General features: G+C 47.4%; 17 protein-coding genes and 1 rRNA gene. 12 read left to right on the top strand and 6 right to left on the bottom strand.

Annotation, left to right across the window (positions count from 1 at the left end; genetic code table 11):
* Positions 1–726: 726 nt before the first annotated feature.
* Positions 727–1,203 carry a ferritin-like domain-containing protein gene (locus tag PUT07_RS00090; protein WP_274465686.1) on the bottom strand — a complete coding sequence of 159 codons (477 nt, stop codon included), beginning with the start codon at positions 1,201–1,203 and terminating at the stop codon, positions 727–729.
* Between the two features lie 127 nt (positions 1,204–1,330).
* Between PUT07_RS00090 and PUT07_RS00085 the strand changes: the two genes are divergently transcribed.
* Positions 1,331–2,071, top strand: coding sequence for a DUF421 domain-containing protein (locus PUT07_RS00085; protein WP_274465685.1), 741 nt, complete (start codon positions 1,331–1,333; stop codon positions 2,069–2,071).
* A gap of 31 nt (positions 2,072–2,102) precedes the next feature.
* Here the strand turns inward: PUT07_RS00085 and PUT07_RS00080 are convergent, their stop codons facing one another.
* A complete protein-coding gene (locus PUT07_RS00080) occupies positions 2,103–2,960 on the bottom strand; it encodes a helix-turn-helix domain-containing protein (protein ID WP_274465684.1) in 858 nt (285 codons plus the stop codon).
* Between the two features lie 152 nt (positions 2,961–3,112).
* On the opposite strand from PUT07_RS00080, the gene PUT07_RS00075 reads away from it, so the two are divergent.
* On the top strand, positions 3,113–3,457 hold the full coding sequence (locus PUT07_RS00075; RefSeq protein ID WP_274465683.1) for a hypothetical protein: 345 nt from the start codon (positions 3,113–3,115) through the stop codon (positions 3,455–3,457).
* A gap of 88 nt (positions 3,458–3,545) precedes the next feature.
* On the opposite strand, the gene PUT07_RS00070 is transcribed toward PUT07_RS00075, so the two are convergent.
* From PUT07_RS00070 to PUT07_RS00060, 3 genes are read right to left on the bottom strand one after another with little or no spacing between them, the layout of a single operon-like run.
* Entirely contained in the window at positions 3,546–4,682 is a 1,137-nt protein-coding gene (locus tag PUT07_RS00070) for a Ger(x)C family spore germination protein (protein ID WP_274465682.1), read from the bottom strand.
* Positions 4,682–6,199 (bottom strand): spore germination protein, encoded by a 1,518-nt coding sequence (locus PUT07_RS00065; protein ID WP_274465681.1) that lies wholly within the window; start codon positions 6,197–6,199, stop codon positions 4,682–4,684. Before PUT07_RS00065 ends, PUT07_RS00070 begins: the two co-directional genes overlap by 1 nt.
* Positions 6,196–7,296 (bottom strand): GerAB/ArcD/ProY family transporter, encoded by a 1,101-nt coding sequence (locus tag PUT07_RS00060; RefSeq protein WP_274465680.1) that lies wholly within the window; start codon positions 7,294–7,296, stop codon positions 6,196–6,198. Before PUT07_RS00060 ends, PUT07_RS00065 begins: the two co-directional genes overlap by 4 nt.
* 295 nt (positions 7,297–7,591) lie before the next feature.
* On the opposite strand from PUT07_RS00060, the gene PUT07_RS00055 reads away from it, so the two are divergent.
* The 9 genes from PUT07_RS00055 to PUT07_RS00015 all read left to right on the top strand — a co-directional run bounded on the left by PUT07_RS00055 (position 7,592) and on the right by PUT07_RS00015 (position 20,429).
* Complete coding sequence (locus PUT07_RS00055) at positions 7,592–9,139, top strand: response regulator transcription factor (protein ID WP_274465679.1); 1,548 nt, start codon at positions 7,592–7,594, stop codon at positions 9,137–9,139.
* A gap of 19 nt (positions 9,140–9,158) precedes the next feature.
* Positions 9,159–10,937, top strand: coding sequence for a cache domain-containing sensor histidine kinase (locus PUT07_RS00050; RefSeq protein WP_274465678.1), 1,779 nt, complete (start codon positions 9,159–9,161; stop codon positions 10,935–10,937).
* Positions 10,938–11,129: 192 nt separating this feature from the next.
* Positions 11,130–12,437 (top strand): ABC transporter substrate-binding protein, encoded by a 1,308-nt coding sequence (locus tag PUT07_RS00045; protein WP_274465677.1) that lies wholly within the window; start codon positions 11,130–11,132, stop codon positions 12,435–12,437.
* 105 nt (positions 12,438–12,542) lie between these two features.
* Complete coding sequence (locus tag PUT07_RS00040) at positions 12,543–13,409, top strand: carbohydrate ABC transporter permease (protein WP_274467405.1); 867 nt, start codon at positions 12,543–12,545, stop codon at positions 13,407–13,409.
* Positions 13,409–14,227, top strand: a complete 819-nt coding sequence (locus PUT07_RS00035) for a carbohydrate ABC transporter permease (RefSeq protein WP_274465676.1) — start codon at positions 13,409–13,411, stop codon at positions 14,225–14,227. The genes PUT07_RS00040 and PUT07_RS00035 overlap by 1 nt, the downstream gene beginning before the upstream one ends.
* A 38-nt stretch (positions 14,228–14,265) precedes the next feature.
* A complete protein-coding gene (locus PUT07_RS00030; RefSeq protein WP_274465675.1) occupies positions 14,266–17,316 on the top strand; it encodes a glycoside hydrolase family 2 TIM barrel-domain containing protein in 3,051 nt (1,016 codons plus the stop codon).
* Between the two features lie 120 nt (positions 17,317–17,436).
* Positions 17,437–19,629, top strand: a complete 2,193-nt coding sequence (locus PUT07_RS00025) for an alpha-galactosidase (protein ID WP_274465674.1) — start codon at positions 17,437–17,439, stop codon at positions 19,627–19,629.
* 139 nt (positions 19,630–19,768) lie between these two features.
* A complete protein-coding gene (locus tag PUT07_RS00020; RefSeq protein WP_274465673.1) occupies positions 19,769–20,110 on the top strand; it encodes a hypothetical protein in 342 nt (113 codons plus the stop codon).
* A 118-nt stretch (positions 20,111–20,228) separates the two neighbouring features.
* The gene (locus tag PUT07_RS00015) at positions 20,229–20,429 is read left to right on the top strand and encodes a CDGSH iron-sulfur domain-containing protein (protein WP_379239625.1); all 201 of its coding nucleotides are present in this window, start codon (positions 20,229–20,231) and stop codon (positions 20,427–20,429) included.
* A 58-nt stretch (positions 20,430–20,487) separates the two neighbouring features.
* On the opposite strand, the gene PUT07_RS00010 is transcribed toward PUT07_RS00015, so the two are convergent.
* Entirely contained in the window at positions 20,488–20,670 is a 183-nt protein-coding gene (locus tag PUT07_RS00010) for a hypothetical protein (protein WP_274465671.1), read from the bottom strand.
* 409 nt (positions 20,671–21,079) lie between these two features.
* Here PUT07_RS00010 and PUT07_RS00005 point away from each other — a divergent pair.
* Positions 21,080–21,207, top strand: a 16S ribosomal RNA gene (locus tag PUT07_RS00005); the annotation flags it as partial.

Genomic DNA, 21,207 nt, shown 5'->3' with positions numbered 1-21,207 from the left:
CGAATTTGATTGCAGTTCCTGTGGCTGCCACCATCATCTCCACATTTCAGCTCAACTGGGTTTGGATGATTGCGGCAACGATATTGCTCGCAGGAATCGAATGGCTATTCGTGAAGCTTCAAATTTACACCCTACATTGGTGGCGAATTGAATATACGGTTATCGGTCTTTTAATATATTTTCCACTCTCAAAAATCATTTATCGGCGGATGCTTTATTCCTTAAATGGTTTTCTACATTCCGTTTTTTTATATTTATGCATAGCACCTATATCCGGTACCTTGCATTTTCTCCCCATTATGTTTTTCTCGAACAGGGTTTATCGACCTGGTTGGTATTTAAATCAGTCTTATGACACAAGTGCTTTCGCGGTTGTGTATTACATAGGCATTAGTATTATAATAGTTTTTTTAGTGAAAAGGTTTTGGATAAATAAATGGATAAAAACTGTATTAACAGTGATGATAACACTCATAGTGACATATTCCTTGAAAAAAGGTAGGATTTTGTTTAGTACGGTTTGGTGGGACTCATGGTATTATATCTTGTTCCCCATTTTGCTTTTAATCATTGCTGAGGCGTTCAGCAAACGTTTGTATAACAGTCGGTTTACGGAATAGATCGAAACACTAGCCTAGCATTTGCTGTATTATGTTTGTAAGACAAACTCCTGCGCTCTAAACGAGACGCAGGAGTTTGTCTGTTTTCAGGACCTCGAACAATAGGCTAGAGCGCAGTTTTTATATTATTGATAAGCAGGTTGTTATACTTAGCGGCATGCTTCTGCTCATCCACGATTATTCCATACAAGGTGTCCTTATAGATGCCATTCGGGAGCCCAAACCAAATTTTTCTGTACTTCTCAACCGCGGCCAATTCGCCTTCGAACGCTTTCTGCAAGCCGTCCATGTAGGAGTCCACGATAGGGTTCTCTTCATTCACTTCCCCTGTAATTTCATAGCCGGTTAAGTCCTTGTACATCTGCCGAAACATACGATTATGGCTGCGTTCATCATCTCGGATCGAGGCGATGATCGCGGCTTGCTGCGCATTCGGTGCCAAATTGATCAGCTGGTCGTAAAACAATTCATCACTTCGTTCACCTTGCACAGACTCCTTAATTAGTTCAACAGCTTGCTGAGGCGTAATGAGCCAGACGGGAACAAGAGTAGGAGCTCTCCAGTAAGAACTTACGTAATACATGAACCTTCCTCCAATGTCGGGAAATAGTAGGCGCACATCATCATATGCGTTGTTCTCATCGGAGGCGAATAAATAAATGCCCTTTGAGCAAAATATTTCCAAATACACAATTGTCGGAGGTATATGAGTGTCAGACTATCTAATTATCTTGTACCGAAGCATTGCAGCCTTCGTTCTTCTATTAGTCATTACAAGGTTTATCGGTAAGAAGACGTTATCCAATATGAATATTCATGAATTTGTTACCACAATCATTTTAGGCGCCATTGCCGCTAATTTGGCATTCAATGAGAAAATTGCTTCCTCTCATCTGCTGATTTCCCTACTTGTGTTTACGGTTACCTCGTGGATCATTTCATTTCTAACCTTAAAGAGCCGTAATACCGAAAAATGGTTGTTCGGCAAACCCTCCGTGCTCATTGAGGACGGGAAGCTGCTGGAGGATCATATGAAGAAAAATAAGTATACGTTGGATTCGTTGAACGAGATGCTTCGTGAGAAAGATATCTTCGACATCGCCGAAGTCCAGTATGCGCTCCTTGAGAATAACGGAAAGCTCTCGGTGCTTAAGAAGAAGGAGTATCGGACGCTCACCCTTCAAGATTACCAATCACAGTCACATCTCCAAGGGAAGCCCCAACCAAAGAAACCCAAATCCAAATCCAAATATCCGATTGAACTAATCATGGAGGGGAAGGTGATTCCTGAGCATATGCAGGAAGCCGGTATGGAAACGCAGTCCCTAGAGCAGGCTGTACGTAGTAAGGGATATGCACTAGGTGATGTCTTTTATGCTGTACGGGGTACGGATGGCAAGCTCTATTTTGATTTTTATGCGGATCGTCTAAGCAGCCCGCTGGATCTTTGATCGTGAGATATGAGAACGGATAGTAATTCAATTAATTTAAATGGCTGTTACGATATTGAATGGGAGTTAAGCCCGTTATTTTTTTGAATAGACGGCAAAAGTAAGGGAAATTGGGGATTCCGACGGACAATCCGATAAGTTCAACCGATTTGGACTCAGTTTTAAGCAACCAACAAGCTTGTCTTATTCTTCGAGCGATTATATATTCGGTGATGTTGCCCCCTGTTTCGGATCGAAACAGACGGGAGACATGGTGCTTAGAAAGATAAAGTTCTTCGGCTAAGGTGTTGAGGTTAAAAGGTTCTGTATAATGCAGCTCTATCCAATTCATTATTTTCTCAACATGGCTTGCATGGCGTGCGACTGCAACGGAATGGCCGTTATGCAATGATTTGAGATAATCAAAAATGTTGAGAATCAGCATCGATGCAGCTTCCGGGTTAATATCCTCGTGCCACGAAAAAAGATCATTTAAACGTTCTAGAACGCCTGAAATATAAGCCGTGTTGCTCTCTATACGGAACACTTGATTAACAAGTTGTTCTTTCCACACCTGCTCATAAAAACGGAAGAGGATAGGGAAATTCTTAAGAAAAGGTGTGAAGGCTGAGGGTTCAAAATTCAAAACCGTGCGCTCATATGGACATTGACTCGTATCAAATTGAATACGGTGTAACTGAAAAGGTTGTAAAATGACTACGCATCCTGATTCCAAATCATAAATCCTGCGATTGAGGGTCAGGTTTCCTTTACCCCGATGGACAAATATGACCTCGATGCCTTTGTGATAATGATAAAAAATACGAGGGTTTTCTGTAGTTACCATTCTATATCGTAGCTCTATGTCCCTATTATTTAAAACATTAAAACCCTTTTCTATGATTTCCATCCAACTCTCCCCCCCAATCTCAAGTATATCAATTGAGTGACATTTTGTGGCGAAAAAGTATAACTTTTTGTTCTAAATAAAAGCTATATTAAATTTGATCCTACAAATCAATTATACGCTATTGTGCTAAATTGCCAAATAGGAGGAAGTGTATGGAAACGGAAACCACATTTGTGTCCTTGAATGAAAATGAAAACACTGAATTATTGGATGGACTCAAAGATCTATTAAGAGAGAGCTATGGAATTTCTGAGGAAGAAGCCATATTGATGATCCATCAGGGGTATGAAAGAGTGCCAAAGCTATTAAAGGATTACGCTCCATATCTAGATTTAATAAAAAATGTTAGTGATGGTCTCAGTGAAACACTCGAAAAGCATTTGAAACAAGCCGATTATGAAGATGAAAAGGTTTTGAAAATGATGAATGAAGCTGCTGCATGGTATGCTTTCGAATATATAAGGGTTTTGTACAAAAACAAGGCGAATATTTTTTGATGCAGAAAGGAGAAAGGAGACAGAAAGTGGCTGCCGCATGATGAAAACGGCAGCCCGAGTCATACAGCTATTGACCACTGCGGGAGAATCAGTACTTGATTTTTCCCGAGTGGTTTAATTTAACTTCGACCGTCATGTTGAGGGAATCTGGAGTTAGATTCAGACCTCCGCGATCACGCCATTTTTTCCATTCCCGGTTGTCTAGCCGGTAGAGGGCGTGTTCTAAATGCATCAAATCCAAATTTTTTTTAAGTCCTTCCTCGTAGGTATCTTTGATTTGTTTCTTTACTTCCTCCGCGACTCTTAGCTCCAGAACCGTTTCGGGTATCGGCTGCTGTAAAATTTCACTGATATAACCTGAAATCTTTACGTTCATATGAAAAGTGACTTGATCCTCTCCGGCTTGGGGAACTATGTTGATTTTGGGTTTTTCCAAGGATACGGATGCTTGAGGCTTACCTTCGGAACGGAGCAGAAGCGGACTTCGTTCGGTCTTAGGCTCAACCCACCTAAGTCCTTGAACGCTTTCCCAGTCGAACCATTTTTGAAAATGTTCACGCTGAAAAACAAAAACACCGTCGATCTTCAGCATTGGCTTTTGCTGATTACCGTTTCTCCAAGTATGACTTGAGATTGACAATGAAGGTAGGAACGTGGAGTTACCAGGTTCACGCGTCTCCGAAATAAACTCTCTCAATGTTAAAGGTGCGATGAGAGATTGTTGTTTGTATACTTCTAGAGGTTGATTCAGCACGGACATGAGTGGCGATAGATTGAAAAAAGGGGTAATCTCAAACAATTCATCGATAGGTTGTCGGCTTCCAAACACCCATGGTGTGTATCGGAACTCATAATAGCGGCTCAGAAGTTCCTTCACATCTTTCATTCCTGTTTTCATGAGGCCTTCACCTATGACAACTGTGTTAAGCTGACCAAATGAAGTTCGCATTTGTGAGGTTTTATACAGATCATTGAATGCTCCAATTAAGGTCTCCCCCGTACCAACCCCCACCCAAACCGGCATGGGCTGTGTTGGTTTGCTTGATTCTGTTTTCGCTACGGAGGAAAAGTCAAGCATTTGCACATACGCGCGGTACCGGTTGTTGTCTAGATCGAACCCAATGGAAGTGACATAGTTGATTTCCTGTATATCTTTAATGTCCCAGCACCCTGCTAGCAACGGCAGCAGCAACCATATCATAGCGATTTTCCCTACTCTGCGCATTAGGATTCCTCCGGTTGCCGGGTCGTGTCTTTGGTCTGCAGCATGTCTGATCGCCGGGTTTTCATGTACCAGGGCTTCCGGAGCAGCGCCATGACAATATCCTTCCAGCGGATGGGGGATAAGGGCGCAAGGTACGGTACCCCAAACGATTTGAGCGAAGAGAGGTAAACGACAATGGCGATGACCGATAGGTTAAATCCGAAGATACCGAGCGTAGACCCGCAGAGCAGGACAAAGAGTCGGATGATACTGACTGTACCTACCAGGGACTGATTGACCAGAGTGAAACTGGAGACGGCGGTGATAGCGGCAATGACGAGAAAGGTCGTGGACGCAAGTCCAGCTCGAATAGCCGCATCGCCGACGACAATGCCTCCGACAACGGCAACCGTCTGTCCAACTGCTTTGGGGAGACGTTCACCGGCTTCCCGGAACAATTCAAACAGAGCGATCATCAAGAATCCTTCCAAAGGTGCTGGCATCGGAAGTCCAATACGTGAAAGAGAGATTGTGGCAACGAACGGATAAGGAAGCTGCTCCAAGTTGAATGACGCAAGTGCAGCCCAAAAACCAGGAAGCAGTAAAGAGATTACAAGCCCGGCAAAGCGAAATAGCAGTCCGAACGAGCTCATATAGAATGGAATATAGAAATCTTCCGGGGTCTTCAGCAGCAGCGTTAAGTTGGCCGGCCCGATGACGGCCGTTGGTGCCCCATCAACGATCACGATAAACCTGCCCCGTGCGAGGCAATCCACTACAAAATCGGGACGAGTGGTATAATGCAGCAATGGAAATAAGGAACGGGAAGAATCCGAAAGTATTTCTTCCAGCTGACTGCTGCTGAACAGCAAATCCATCTGAATATGCTGCAACCGTGATCGGACTTCGTCAACGATCTCCGTCCGCGTAATATCGTTAACATAGAGAAGCGCGACCTTACTGCGGCTTCGTTTGCCTATGGTAAACTGTTCATAGCACAAAGAGTTGCTGCGAAGCCTTTTGCGAACCAATGCTACATTGGTACTAAGCTCTTCAACGAACGCGTCTTTCGGGCCTTTAATGGATATCTCGGTATTCGATTCCTCGGGCTGGCGTTGAGGAGGGGACGACGTATCAGCTGTGTATATGACATTCAATTGTTCAAAGTATAGAACGAGTTCGCCGGAAAAAACACGGTCAATGATTTCTTCTTTTTGATAGATGCGGTCTAATTTTAGTTTTTTATCCAGCTCCATACTGAAATTCTTATTGATTAAGTCTGTCAACCGAGGGAGCAAATATTCATTCATCGGTTTGGTGTCCGTCAGCCCTTCGCAATAAAAAAGCAACACGCTTTGCAAATGTTCCGTGTCACCCAGCTCGTATGTTTCCATTTTCATGTCCGCTGATTTTCGAAATAGCTGACTAATCTCTTCGGCGGTCCATTCCTTATCTTGAGAAGATGAAGGGAGGGCTTCCGAAGCAACTCGGACATTTTCCTCTTGTGTAATAAGTCTCCGAAACCAATTCGATTTCATTCTCTTTTCACCTCCCTTTTCGAAAAAAATGCCAATGCAAATAAAATGACCAATGCCGAAGTGGTACCCCACAGGGAGCCTGGCAAGTAGAAGCCCTTCAAGAATGCGGTATACTGCATATCACTGATAGGTAATTCTACAAAGATTACGACCACGATGCCGAAAAGCGCTAATAATACACCAGAATTCTTCTTTTGCTTGGTCATTGTCATCAATTCGACGAGTAAATACATCGATATAGCTATACGGACGAAAGCTCCTGACAGCCATTGATAGATAGATAAAAAGTCTACATGACGGATGTACTTCCCGATCGTGACAAGCCGCCATTCTTCATAGGCAGGGTATCGTAATTCCCCAGCCTCGAAGGGTCCGAATTCTGCAATTGCCCCCGTTACAGGTCCGAGAATCAATAGGACTAGAAAGCAAGCCAGCAAATATAACGACCAGAGCGGGACTTTCTTTTTGATCTGATGCTGGAAAAGCAGAATGACAATAAGCTCAACAAGCCCCCCGCCAATATACAAACTCCCATTGATCATGGGGCCTATCCCATTTTCAAAAACAGGTGTTAGTAAGGAATAATTTTTTTGGGGAAGATTAGAGCTCATGACAAAGTCTCCGAAAATGATTACGAAAGGTAACAAAATACCCGATGTAATCGCAATGGACTGTACGCCGAATTGTGCGGCAAAACAGGAAAGCAGGACCAACGAAATGGAAAGGGCCCACTGAGGAGTGCGCGGCAAATAGGATGTATGTGTCCACATCGTCGTCTCCTTTAACGTCATCACGATGATCAAGAAGAGGTATAGAATGAAAAAAAGACGATAGGCTCCGCAGATCACTCTTCCATAATATTGTGTCAGCCAAGTAAAAAGAGGCTGCTGATCTGTATTCCTCATAATGTAGAATAAAAGGGTTGTCCACGCTAAATAGGGCAGTATGGCAAACAATACGCTTACCCAAGCATCCCGTTTTGCCTCATGGAGAAGCGGGGGGATGACCATGACGTGATTCATTAACCCTACGGCCAATATGATGATCGAGAACGCGGACAGGATGCCGATGAGATCGTTGCCTAATTTGTTTTGCACGGGTATCCCCCATTTATCCAAACCTCTTCAGAGAATTATTTCCAAGTCCCCTTGGGTTTAAACAAAAAGAGACATCGAAGTGTTGACTTAGAGCCGCCACAATCTTGCATATTCTTTGTAATTTCATAAGTTTTTTGCTAGAATAGGTTGCCAAGGATGGGCACGACCGAGGCTATTTCCATCATAGAATCGAGAGAGGGACGCTTCACACCGAAGCATCCTCTCTCGTTTTTTTACATGTATAAAAATGGAAGTCATTGCGAGACTAATTATATTTGGAATGAAGGAGCGGAACATGGAGGCTAAGGGCAGAATCCTCGTGGTTGACGATGAAATGCTGGTGCGTCAAGGAATTATCCATCTGTTGAACTGGGAAAGTGAAGGGTTTCAAATCGTCGGCGAAGCCGCCAACGGCAAGGAAGCGCTGGATCTGGTTCATTTGCACCGGCCGCATATTATTTTGACCGACATTGTGATGCCGGTGATGGACGGCACAGAGCTGGCGAAAGTCGTGAAAGCGATGTACCCGGACATTGAAATTGTCGTGCTGAGCAGCTTCGGCGAATTTGAATACGTGCGTTCGACCTTTCAGAGCGGTGTTGCCGATTATATGCTGAAGCCGAAGCTCGATGCCGATTCGCTGCTCGCAGTGCTGCATAAAACAGCTCAGCGCATCCCTGAGCTGCGGGGTATGGAGCTGGCCGGCGAAAGCAAGCATTCTCTGGATTATATTCTCGATAAGCTGATATCCGGCTATTCCATCCCGTACGACCGTCAGGAGCTGACCAGCGCGCTTCCATATTCGGACTTTGCCCTATTGATCGGGGATGCGCAGCAGCTTGGTTCGGCCACGCTTCAACGCAGTGAAGAATGGGCCGAGGCGGTTATCGGAGCCGGTGTGCAGCAAATGCAAAGCCCAATGACCGTGCGGCTGCTGTCTCATCAAGACGGGCAAATCCGCTTCTTGCTCAACCTGGATCCGGAGGCCAAAGCGGATGCTGCACGCTTGGTCAGACAGCTTGCGGAAGCCGGGGCCAGCTCGGGCAGAAGCTTGTTTTTCGCGCTTAGCCGATTTTTTACAGACATTGAAGCGATGCACGAGGTGTATGCCAACGAAATTATGCAAATCGTCAACCACCGCTTCTTTTTGTCGAACCGGCAGTATTTGATTTTGGATGAGCTGAAGGAGCAAGGGGAAAGCGTCAGCTTTGATATGGAAGCGTTTAATGCCGGGCTGAACCGCCAAGAGTATCCTCAGGCGTTCGAGCGGCTGCGCAGCTATGTGCAGTCGATGCCTGGACGGATGGACATGGACATGTTCGCCTTGAAATCGTCATTAGGCCACAGCCTTTTCAATATTATCGTTTCGCTGCTGCATTTTCATTATGAGGCGGCTTCCTTGGATGAAAGCAAATATGAGTATTTTCGTTCGATTCATGAGGCGGATCATATTACGGACGTGATCGCGCTGGTAGAGAAATTTTTGAACGAGGCCATGGAATGCGTCACCGGCAAAAAAGCCGGCTCGCCGGCCTTCCAAAAGATTTTACAGTATATCGACGAGCATCTATCGGAACCGCTGACCTTAACGGAAGTGGCGAAGCTGTTTCATTTTAACGCCTCGTATTTATCCAATTATTTTGCCGTTCATAATAAAGAAGGCTTCAATGAATACTTGAACCGTCTTCGCATTGACAAGGCCTGTGAGCTGCTGCGGGATAACCCGGCGCTTTCGATCGCAGAGATAGGCAGCAAAGTCGGTTACTCCGACCACAGTTACTTTACGAAAGTGTTCCGCAAGTTAAAGGGAATTTCGCCTAGCCTATATCGTAAAAACCAATAGAGGAGACAATCGGCTGCCAATGGGAACGCGTCTACGGAAAATCGCAGAACAAAGCTTATTTAGCAAAATTTTCATCGTCATGGTAATCAGTATTATCTCCATCACGATCTTAACTTCATGGGTAACGGTGCAAATGTCTAAAAAGCTGTTTGTACAAACGTTCAGTATTACCAATTCGAAGATTATCGACCAGATCAAAAGCGGGTTGGAATCGTTCCACTACTCCAACGTAAACATAGCGATTAATACGGCGCAAAGCGCTGCGATCAGAAATTATCTGACCGGGCCGGAGATGGACTCTTTGACGAGCTACAGCATCGTGTACAGCATGGAGGAGCAGATGCACCGGATTCAATCCGGTATCGGGGCCAAAAGCATTGGGATCTTGCTGCTCGGGGGAAACGGCAAAAGCTATGTCAGCGACCGTGCTTATTGGTCCGGATCCCCGCATGAACTGCAGCAAAATCCGATCACACAAAGCACGCTCAGTCAGCCTGGAAAGCTGCTATACAGCTTTATGAAACCGGAAGCGGCGGGCTGCGATGAGGCTTGTTTGGTCGCTTCGAAAGCGCTGTACATACCGGGAAGCGAGCAAATATACGGCACCCTGTACATGATGATCAGGGAAAGCGAATTCAATGGTGTGTACAACAATTTTACAAGCACCGGTAATGATGTGATGATCCTGGATCAATCCGGGGTCATCGTCTCCAGCAATCGGACGGAGCTCATCGGGACGGTATCCGATCAGCTGCTAACCGGCGCCAAGACGCTGGAGCAGACGGGCGGGGCTAATCTGGAGATGGCAATGATCGGCAAAGATGTTATCGTGCTTGCCGATTATTTGCCTTTGTTTGATTTCTATATTGTGAATGTGATCGATAAAAATATGGTGCTCGGCCATATGCTCAACACGAAGGCGATCGTGCTTATTTGTACAGGTATTGTGGCCGCTGCCGTGCTGCTCGTTTACTTTATTACGCGTAGACTGACCAAGTCGCTGCGAACGCTCGTCAAGAAGATGTCGAACGTAACCAAAAACAATTTTAACAACTATATGACGGTCTCAGGGACCTACGAAACGCGGGAGCTCAGCAATTCCTTCAATTATATGCTCGACGAGCTTAACGACTATATCAGCAGGCTGGTTGAAACCCAGAAGGAGCAGCGAAGGGCGGAGCTGGCCGCGCTGCAGCAGCAAATTAATCCTCATTTTCTGTATAATACGCTCGCTTCCGTGAACATATTAGTCCAGCGGGGCAGTAATGATCAGGCTACAGAGACGATTCATGCGCTCATCTCGCTCCTCCAAAATACGATCAGCAATGTCAAAGAAACGATTACGGTTGAGCAGGAGCTCCAGAGTCTGAAGCATTACGTGTTTATTAACCAGGTGCGCTATGGCCGCGGCATTAAAGTCGATTACTTCGTCTCGCCGGATTGCCTGACGGCGCAGGTGCCCAAGCTGATGCTCCAGCCTTTTATCGAGAATGCCTTTTTTCATGCTTTTAATAAAAAACATACAGGTTATATTTACGTTATCATTACCAGAGACCGGGAAACACTCGTCTGCGAGGTCGTCGATAATGGCGACGGAATGGAGCTGGCACCCTCTGAGGAGACAACGACGAATCCGGCCCATGCGAAACATCCGTTCACAGGCATCGGTATCCGCAACGTTCACGACCGCTTATTACTGCTGTATGGCAAGGAGTACGGCGTTTCGATGGAGAGCGGACTAGGCCAGGGCACGAAAATTACGATTAGGATTCCATGGCTGACCGATCAGCGGGTGTAACCCCCTGCAATCCTAAAAAAAGTACAAATTCTAAAAAAAGTACAAATTCTAAAAAAATAAGAGAATAAGAACGGTTGTAACTTCAAAAAATAACACTAATTGTTGAAAAGTAATTCCTAACAGGCCTTTTTCGAGGGATGTTAAGATTACATTGTAAGCATTTTCATAACTCAATCAAACAGGGGGAGCAACATGAAAAAGAAACTTTCAGCCGTTCTGCTATCGAGCTTTTTGCTGCTATCGGCATGCTCGAGCAACTCCGGCAATACAACGAATACCGCGAAACCTGCGGATCAAGCGTCAACCGGCGCGAAGGAAATTACAGTCTGGGCTTGGGACAAAAACTTTAATATCGCAGCGATGAAGCTGGCGCAAGAAACGTATGCGAAAGATCATCCGGATGTGAAAATCAACATCGTGGAATATGCTCAAGATGACATCATCCAAAAGCTGAACACCGGACTTAATTCCGGCACAACTTCGGGATTGCCTAACGTTGTTTTGATCGAAGACTACCGGGCTCAAAGCTTTTTGAAAGCGTACCCCGATTCTTTCCAAGACCTGTCGGCTTCCATTAAAGCGTCTGATTTTGCCGACTACAAAATTGGATCAACGAGCGTAAACGGGAAACAGTACGGTCTTCCGTTCGATTCCGGCGTAACCGGATTGTACGTCCGCACCGACTACCTGCAGCAAGCCGGCTATAAAGTCGACGATATGAAGAACATCGATTGGGACAAATTTATTGAGATCGGTAAAGCGGTCAAAGCTAAAACCGGCAAAGATATGCTGACACAGGATCCGAACGACCTCGGTTTAATCCGCATGATGATTCAGTCGGCAGGCTCCTGGTATCTGAAAAGCGACGGCTCTACGCCGGATCTGAAAGATAATGCTGCTTTGAAAGACGCTTTCCAAACTTACAAAACGTTAATGACCGCCAATATCGTGAAGATTACTTCCGACTGGAACTCTTTCCTGGCTGGCTTTAACAGCGGCGCAGTCGCAACCGTGCCAACAGGCAACTGGATCACGCCTTCCGTTAAGGCGCAAGCGGATCAATCCGGCAAATGGGCCGTCGTTCCGTTCCCTAAATTGAAGAACACAGCGAGCTCGGTCAATGCTTCGAACCTTGGCGGAAGCTCCTGGTATGTGCTGAATAGCCCTGGCAAAGAGGTTGCCGCAGATTTCCTTGGAAAAACGCTTGGCTCTAATGTGGAATTGTATCAAAAAATGCTGACCAATATCGGCGTTATCGGCACCTATAAGCCTGCTGCTTCAGGCGAAGCTTATACGAAAGCGGATGATTTCTTCGGCGGGCAAAAGATCAGCTCTGATTTTGCAACCTGGACGACGCAAATTCCAAAGGTCAACTATGGCATGCATACGTATGAGATCGAAGATATCCTTAAAGTCGGAGCGCAAAGCTATTTGAAAGGTACGGATTTGGATAAAGTGTTGAGCGACGCGCAGTCTCAAGCGGAGTCGCAAATTAAGTAACCCGTTGCATTCCGATCAACGCTGACCTTCGTTTTGCCGATGAGCATGGCGAGGTCAGCGTTTCCATTTTTTATAAGGGAAGGTTTGGTAACCTTGAACTATACAATGAAAAACCGAGCAAAGTTGACGGGATGGCTGTTTATTGCGCTCGCCGTAATCTTGATCTGTATCTTTTACTTTTATCCGATGATTCAAGCTTTGCTGCTGTCTTTTAAGACCGGAGCCGGATCAAACCTGCATTTCAATGGCGTCGACAACTACAAACGGCTGTTTAGCGATAAGACGTTTTTTACTGCTGTCAAAAATACGTTTCTCTATTTGATCATCCAAGTGCCTATCATGATTTTGCTGGCCATGATCATCTCCGTGTTGCTTAACGACAGTAATCTACGGTTCAAAGGGTTCTTCCGCACGGCGATTTTCTTGCCCTGCATCACCTCGCTTGTCGCATATTCAGTCGTGTTCAAATATTTGTTTGGCAACGACGGTCTGGTCAATCTCGCACTGCTGAAGCTGCATATTCTCACGCAACCGATTCAATGGATTTCCGATCCGTTCTGGGCGAAGATAACGATTATTATCGCGATTACTTGGCGCTGGACCGGCTATAATATGATTTTCTATTTGTCCGCTCTGCAAAACATCGACAACTCGATCTATGAAGCCGCTCGTCTCGACGGCGCCTCCTCGGTCCGGCAATTTTTCAGCATTACGGTCCCTTTATTGAAGCCGATCATCTTGTTTACTTCGATTACTTCGACGATCGGGACGCTGCAGCTGTTCGACGAAATTGTGAATATTACAAAAGGCGGACCAGGCAATGCAACTCTATCGATTTCTCAATACATCTATAATCTTTCGTTCAAATACTCGCCGGACTTTGGTTATGCCGCTACCGTTTCTTATTCGATTGTGGTCATGATTATCGTGCTGTCTGTCCTTCAAATTAAACTGGCAGGTGAGAATAAATAATGTTGAAAAGGATCTTCATCTATGTGTTTTTGACCGCTGCGGCGATTGTCTCGATATTCCCTTTTATTTGGATGGTCATCAGCTCAACGAATCTTTCCGTGGATGTCACCCAGGGGAGAATGCTGCCGGGCAGCCATTTTGTCGAAAACTTCAACAAGCTGGTGAGCTCGATCAACCTGTTCCAAGCTTTCGGCAATTCACTCAAAATCTCGATATCGACGACAGTGCTGGCGCTCCTGATTGCCTCCCTGGCCGGTTATGGCTTTGAAATTTACCGCAGCAAGGCCAAGGATATCGTGTTCAACATTTTGCTGCTGTCCATGATGATTCCATTCGCGGCTATGATGGTGCCGCTTTATCAGATGTTCTCCAAGCTGTCGCGAACGGTTCCCGTGATTGGGGTCAATACGATCGTGGCGGTCGTGCTCCCGACTTTTACGACTGCGTTCCTCATTTTCTTTTTCCGCCAAAGCACGAAAATGTTCCCTAAGGAGCTGCTGGAGGCCGGACGCATGGATGGCTTGACCGAGCTCGGCTTGTTTATCCGCATCTACTTACCGACGATGAAGACAACTTTCGCCGCCGCGTCGATTATTACGTTCATGTCCAGCTGGAACAACTACTTGTGGCCGCTGATTGTGCTGCAAACCCCGGATAAAAGAACGATTCCGCTCTTAGTCTCGAACTTGGGTTCCAGTTATTCGCCGGATTTCGGTGTGATCATGACGGCTATTGTGATTTCCACGCTGCCGACTGCCATTGTTTTCTTCCTCATGCAAAAGCAATTCGTCGCGGGCATGGTCGGATCTGTGAAATAAAGTCATTGCTGAATTTGAATGTTTAGGAGACGAATCGAATGAGTCATACGAAACCAAGCCTGGATTGGCTTCAAGATGTAAGCATTTATCGAGTGAACAGGCTGGATGCTCACTCAGACCACCGCTACTATAAATCAATGGCGTCTGCCATGGCCGGATCGCCGATGGACATGCGCCACAGCTTGAACGGCAGCTGGCAGTTCAGCTATGCGGTGAATCCGGCAAGCCGGATTGCCGCGTTCTACGAAATGGATTACAATTGCGCCGCTTGGGAGCATATTCAGGTACCGGGCCACATTCAGCTTCAAGGCTGGGGCCAAGCGCAGTACGTGAACACGATGTATCCGTGGGACGGGCTGGCCGATCTTCGTCCTCCGCACATTTCCCAGGAGCATAATCCGGTGGGCAGTTATGTGAAGCATTTTGATCTGCCAGCCGATATGCAGGGCAAGCCCGTTTACATTTCTTTTCAAGGCGTCGAATCCGCTTTTTACGTTTGGCTGAACGGCGAATTTGTCGGCTACAGCGAGGACAGCTTCACGCCATCCGAATTCGATTTGACACCGTACATCCGCGAAGGGTCGAACAAGCTGGCAGTTGAGGTCTATCAGCGCAGCACCGGAAGCTGGCTGGAGGATCAAGATTTCTGGCGCTTCTCCGGCATTTTCCGCGATGTGTACTTATTTACGGTTCCGAAGCATCATGTTTGGGATCTGCACGTCAAAGCCGAGCTGGATGACCGTTATGAGAACGGCACCTTGAAGGTGGATTTGGCGCTGCGCGCAGAGCCGTCCGCTCCCGTTCAGGCGCTGCTGGAATTGAAGGATGCCGCGGGCAAGACGTGCCTTACGGATAAGAAGGAATTCCAAAGCGGCAAGCTGGAAGTCACTGCTGAAGCGGGCCGCGTGCATCTATGGAGCGCCGAGAGCCCGTATTTGTATTCGCTGTGCATCTCGATTCTGGATGAGCAGGGGGAACTGGTCGAAGCCATCGTGCAAAAGGTCGGCTTCCGCCGTTTTGAAATGAAGGACAAGCTGATGTGCCTGAACGGCAAACGAATCTTGTTTAAGGGCGTCAACCGCCATGAATTTAACTGCCGCAGCGGGCGGACGATCACGAAGCAGGATATGCTGTGGGATATCCAGACGCTGAAGCGCAGCAACATCAACGCCGTCCGCACCTCGCACTATCCGAACCAAACGTTGTGGTACGAGCTGTGCGACGAATATGGCGTCTACGTCATCGATGAGATGAACTTGGAGACCCACGGATCTTGGCAAAAGATGGGGGCTGTCGAGCCTTCTTGGAACATTCCGGGCAACGATCCGGAGTGGCGGGACATCGTGCTCGATCGTGCGCAATCGATGCTGGAACGGGATAAGAACCATCCTTCCATCTTGATCTGGTCGTGTGGTAACGAGTCTTATGCGGGGCAGGTCATCCTGGACGTGTCGAATTATTTCCGTGAAACCGACCCGAGCCGGCTTGTCCATTACGAAGGCGTATTCCATAACCGCGACTATGATGCAACCAGCGACATGGAGAGCAGAATGTATGCGAAGCCGGCAGATATTGAAGCCTATCTTCAAAGCCAGCCGGAGAAACCGTACATCAGTTGTGAGTATATGCATGCCATGGGCAACTCTGTAGGCGGCTTGCACAAATATACGGAATTGGAAAGCAAGTACCCGATGTATCAAGGCGGCTTTATTTGGGACTATATGGACCAAGCGTTGGTGAAAAAAGACCGTTTCGGCCGCGAATATTTGGCTTACGGCGGCGATTTCGGTGATCGCCCTTCCGATTACAGCTTCTGTGGCAATGGCCTTGTATACGCGGACCGGCAAATCACGCCGAAAATGCAGGAAGTGAAATTCCTCTATCAGAATTACAAGCTGGAGCCGGCCCGTACGCATATTACAATCGTCAATGAAAACTTGTTCGTAGGAACGGATCATCTTGTGCTCGAATACCGCTTATTATGTGATGGCCGGCAGATAGGGATTTGGCAAACAAATGTCGACGTTGAAGCGCAAAAACAAATTAGCGTCCCGATCGAACTGCCCCATATGGATGAGGTGCCCGGTGAGTATTGCCTGCAAGCTTCGCTGAAGCTTAAAGAGTCGCACTTATGGGCCGAAGCTGGATTTGAGGTCGCTTTTGGCCAAAATATCGTGGCAAACATCGCGTCAACCGACCGCAGTCTGCAATCCGGAGTTCTTAAAGTGGTTGAAGGCGATGTAAATATCGGCGTAATGGGCAAGGACTTTACCGTGCTATTTTCCAAGCAAGTCGGATCTGTGGTATCCATTAAATACAGCGGCCGTGAAATGATTGCCGTACCGCCGACGCCACTGTTTTGGAGGGCTACTACCGATAATGATAAAGGGACATCGCTCGGCTATACGGCTGGCGCTTGGTATGCAGCGAGTCTGGCGAGAAAATGCGTAAAAGTCGAACTACAGCAAACGTCGGATTCGGCAACCGTCACGTTTGAGTACACGTTCAGCATCCATGCTGACATACGTGTTAGAACGGCCTACACGGTGTATGCGGATGGAACCGTTCGTGTGCACAACAGCTACAAAGGTGCCGAGGGTCTTCCGAATCTGCCTATCGTTGCGCTCACTTTCAAGATGGCGGCAGATTACAACCAATCCGAATGGTATGCGATGGGACCAGAAGAAAACTATATCGACCGCGCTTACGGTGCGCGTTTGGCTGTTTTCAGCAAGCCGGTTGATCAATTGCCTTCGCGTTATCTCGTTCCGCAGGAATCGGGTAACCGCACTGGCGTCCGAAGCGTGAAAATAACCGATGTGCATGGACTCGGGCTTATGATCAAAGCGGATCCGCTGGCTCCGGTGGAGTGCAATGTATCTCCTTATTCCGCCTTTGAGCTGGAGGAGGCTAATCATCATTGGGAGCTGCCGGAGGTGCATTATACGGTCGTAACCGTGGCCGGCCGGCAAATGGGAGTAGGCGGAGACGACAGCTGGGGGGCACCTGTGCACGGGGAATATCAGATACCTTCAGATCAGGATTTGGAATTTGAATTTACCATTAGCAATCTAACAGTGAAAGAATAACAGCTTGCGGGTACAAAAGAGCGAGACTAGGTGGGGTAGTTGCCCAAGCCCATCTCGCTCTTTTCTTTTCATCATGGCCAATTGCGGAGAATCTATATATCGGAGAGTGGGGAAAGCACGATGAATATCTATTACAACGAAAATAAGCAGCTGTTTCATCTGCAATCGAAAGATATGAGCTACATCATTCAGCTGGTGAACGGCTATCCGTCTCATGCCTACTGGGGAAAGAAACTGGATCCGGACGGGAACTTAGACGAATTGCTGATGCTGCAGGAGCGATGCTCGTTCAGCCCTAATCCGGTGCCGGAAGACAGGCGCATCTCGCTTGATACGTTACCGCAGGAATATCCGCAGTATGGAACCAGCGATTTCCGCCATCCGGCTTATCAGGTACAGCTGCAAGACGGGAGCCGGATTACCGAGCTGTTATATAGCAAGCACCGAATCGTAAAGGGAAAGCCCGTACTGGATGGGCTGCCGGCTGTCTATGCCGAGTCGGAACAGGAAGCGATGACACTGGAGCTCGAGCTAACCGACTCGTATTCCGGCTTGCTGGTTATTATCAGCTATACGGTATTTGAAGCGTTCAGTGCGATTACACGATCCGTACGTTTGGTTAATAAAGGGCAGCAAATGCTGAACCTACGGAGCGCTTTGAGCGCAAGTGTCGACTTTGCCGATGCTGAGTATGATTGTTTAGTTTTGACAGGCGCTTGGGTGAGGGAAAGGCATATCCAAAGAAATCCTCTCACGAAAGGTGTGACGACTAAGATTGAAAGCCGTCGCGGCTCGAGCAGCCATCAGGCGAACCCATTCATCGCCTTGCTCCGTCCGGATGCGGGCGAAGAGCAGGGGGACGTGTTCGGTTTCAGTCTCGTCTATAGCGGGAATTTCGCTGCCGGGGCGGAAGTGGATCAGTTCGATACGGTTCGGGTATCGATCGGCATCAATCCGTTTGATTTCAATTGGCTGTTGGGGCAGGGAGAGTCGTTCCAAACGCCGGAAGCGGTGCTTGTTTATTCAGCCGAAGGGCTGGGAGGCATGTCGAGAACGTACCATAAGCTGTACCGTACAAGGCTGTGCCGGGGGGTTCATCGCGATAAGGAACGGCCGGTTCTGGTGAATAACTGGGAAGCGACTTACTTTGATTTCAATGCTGAGAAAATTGAGGCGATCGCTGGCGAAGCAGCTAGGCTCGGGATTGAACTGTTCGTGCTCGATGACGGTTGGTTCGGCAAGCGCGATAACGATACGACTTCGCTTGGAGATTGGACGGTCGACCGCGCCAAGCTGCCGAACGGTCTGGAAGATTTGGCTGCCCGTGTCAATAAGCTGGGACTTCAGTTCGGTCTATGGTTCGAGCCGGAGATGGTATCGCCGGAGAGCGAGCTGTATCGCCTTCACCCGGAGTGGTGCCTGCACGTGCCGGAACGGCGGAGAACGGAAGGACGGCGTCAGCTCATTCTCGACTATTCCAGACAGGATGTCAGGGCCTATATTTATGACGCGCTCAGCAACATCTTCCGAACCGTCCCCGTCAGCTATGTGAAATGGGATATGAACCGGAATATGACGGAGATCGGTTCCGCTGCGCTGCCGGCGGAACGCCAATCCGAAGTAGCGCACCGGTATATGCTAGGACTGTATGAACTGTTGGAGAAGCTGACCGGAGCCTTCCCGCATATCCTATTCGAGAGCTGCTCCGGCGGCGGCGGCCGGTTCGATCCGGGCATGCTCTACTATATGCCGCAGACGTGGACAAGCGACGATACGGATGCAGTCGAAAGGCTCAAAATCCAGTACGGAACCAGCATCGTCTACCCGGTCAGCGCGATGGGTTCGCACGTTTCCGCCGTACCGAATCATCAGGTGGGCCGCATCACGCCGCTCACGACCAGGGGCGACGTGGCGATGTCCGGCAATTTCGGCTACGAGCTGGATCTGACCAAGCTGTCTGAGGAAGAGAAAGCGGTCATGAAGCGGCAGGTGAGCGATTATAAAGAGCTTCGCGGACTTGTGCAGAGCGGCGATCTGTACCGGTTAAAAAGTCCGTTTACCGGCAATGAAACGGCTTGGATGTTCGTTTCGGAAGATAAGAAGCAAGCGGTCGTCTTCTATTTCCGGGTGCTGGCGGAGCCGAACGCTCCGCTGCGGAGGCTGCAGCTTCGCGGTCTGAATGCGGGCTTCAATTATCGCGTCAGCCAGCTGGGCACCAGCTATCGCGGTGACAGGCTCATGCACTTCGGGCTGAATCTACCGCAGATTGACGGCGATTATGCTAGTTGTTGGTTTAAGCTGGACGCCGAGTAAGGAATGCTGGAACAATTATAACGGAGCACCGCGGGTTAGCGGGCTCCGTTTTCTAATTACACTAAAGATCAACGATTACTAAGATTGGAGTAAAATTATGAACCTAGGGCATGCTATCGTTCGGAGGGGGTGACACATAATGGAGACACTAACAATTCAAGAGGTTTGTGGCTGGTTTGAGGCTAATTTAGACAAAAACATTTTGATTAAAAAAGAAGAACAGAATGACATAGATCAGGTTGAAATTGCGTTACAAGACGTCGGGCTCATGAGCCATTCGGACAGCATAGATGATTATCTTTCACCTCAGGCGATATTACTTCATGGGAGCGGGTTCATCTTTCAACTTGATGATGATAAGCAACCCCTGCCGGGAGATAGTTTCGAAATTCCGTTGAATGGCAATTTCCATGGGTATCAGGACGAAAATGGTATGGAGATCAATACGGAGGCTGCCTCTTATTCTATCAAGATTCAATAACTGCACATACCTATAAGGAAGAGGATTAAGGGGCAAGGGGCAAATGTTGTCCGGGATCGCCTCTTCTTTTTATTAATACGAGGATACAAATGGAGGAAACATAGTGGCAAACGAAAACTTGGTCAAAATCAAGGTCAATGATAATGGATCGCTTCGAATTACTGGGGCAGTCGAGTTGTTGGACGCTGAGGGCAACTTGTTCGAGCATGAAGAATCATTCTCCCTATGTCGATGTGGCGGATCAAAGAACAAGCCTTTCTGCGACGGCACTCATAAGTCTATAGGCTTTGAGAGTACTCCGAGAGCGAAGAAAGAGTAAGGATGCGTAATTTCAGCAAAAAAAGCATCTTGAATGGATGCTTTTTTTTGGGTTAATTTTAGTCCTCCGGTGTGCGGTCTAAGTAAAGGCGTGTTACTGAAGTGGCCTCTCCGTTCTCAACATCTTCTTCCGTTGCTTTCTTTTCAAGTAAGTCGTGTGTGTTCATACCTGGGGCGATAGTAGGCTCATCATGTTCAGTGTTATCTTTCAATGTAATAGCCGTCCTTTCGATTATTTTCATGGAAATACAACCTTAAGCCTTCGTTTCTGGTTTATAAGGTTCCCTGGAAGACTGGTTCTATCCACGAGCTAGGTATTTTCTTTTCCATATTTTACATTTGCCTACGAGGAATAGGGCATGGTATATTAACAGTCCGCCAAATGAATGAAACGAAACAAGCGGAATTGGAAAATTCAAGTTGTTGCAAAGTTCGCTAAGCGGTGATAAGATATAACTCCGCTTCGAAACGACTGGGACATTGATTGATCTTTGAAAACTGAACAACGAGTGAGTAAACAGAACGAGCAATCGTTCAAACATGAGATTAACAATCTCGCTAGCAAGTCAATTGAGCTATTCAGCTTTCAATAAATGAGCGTAATATAGGGATCTTTGATCGTAGATCAAAGTCTCTCAGCTATGTTCAACTATTATGGAGAGTTTGATCCTGGCTCAGGACGAACGCTGGCGGCGTGCCTAATACATGCAAGTCGAGCGGAGCACTTCGGTGCTTAGCGGCGGACGGGTGAGTAACACGTAGGTAACCTGCCTGTAAGA

It is taken from the genome of Paenibacillus sp. MAHUQ-63, assembly GCF_028765165.1.
Classification (GTDB): Bacteria; Bacillota; Bacilli; order Paenibacillales; family NBRC-103111; genus Paenibacillus_E.
The sequence above is the reverse complement of the archived record's forward strand: the minus strand, read 5'-3'. Positions and strand labels throughout refer to the sequence as shown.